The sequence below is a fragment of the Flavobacterium microcysteis genome, from assembly GCF_006385255.1.
Classification (GTDB): Bacteria; Bacteroidota; Bacteroidia; order Flavobacteriales; family Flavobacteriaceae; genus Flavobacterium; species Flavobacterium microcysteis.
Window position 1 is genome coordinate 1 of the sequence record NZ_VFJE01000034.1, and the last position, 900, is coordinate 900.

Consider the following 900-nt stretch of genomic DNA (forward strand, 5'->3'; position numbering starts at 1 on the left):
ATACTCAGGCTCCTGCGTTCGAAGGAACACTGCCTGCTGCCGAACTGGCTGCGTCTTGCGACAACATTCCGGCTGCGGCTACGCTTACTGCAACTGATGCTTGTGGAACTGCAACCGTAACATTCGCCGAGACTAGAACTGACGGTGCTTGTGCTGGAAGCTACACATTGACAAGAAAATGGACTGCTACTGACCTTTGCGGTAATACTGCCGAGCATACTCAAGTGGTTAGTGTGACCGATACACAGGCTCCTGTCTTTGCAGGAACATTGCCTGCTGCTGAACTGGCTGCGTCTTGTAACAATATCCCGGCTGCGGCTACGCTTACTGCAACCGATGCTTGCGGAACTGCGACTGTAACTTTTGCCGAGACTAGAACTGACGGTGCTTGTGCCGGAAGCTATACCCTTACAAGAAAATGGACTGCTACTGACCTATGCGGTAACACTGCCGAGCATACTCAAGTGGTGAACGTGACCGATACTCAGGCTCCTGTCTTTGCAGGAACATTGCCTGCTGCCGAAGTGGCTGCGTCTTGCGACAATATCCCGGCTGCGACTACGCTTACTGCAACCGATGCTTGCGGAACTGCGACTGTAACATTCGCCGAGACTAGAACTGACGGTGCTTGTGCCGGAAGCTATACGCTTACAAGAAAATGGACGGCTACTGACCTTTGCGGTAACATTGCTGAGCACACTCAAGTGGTGAACGTGACCGATACCCAGGCCCCTGTCTTTGCAGGAACATTGCCTGCTGCCGAACTGGCTGCGTCTTGTGACAATATCCCGGCTGCGGCTACGCTTACTGCAACCGATGCTTGCGGAACTGCGACTGTAACTTTTGCAGAGACTAGAACTGACGGTGCTTGTGCCGGAAGCTATACCCTTACAAGAAAAT

1 protein-coding gene is annotated in these 900 nt (G+C 52.7%); it reads left to right on the forward strand.

What is annotated here, in order from left to right; all coding sequences use genetic code 11:
• On the forward strand, nucleotides 1–900 hold a 900-nt coding region (locus FJA49_RS18340; RefSeq protein ID WP_449404092.1), incomplete at both ends, for an HYR-like domain-containing protein.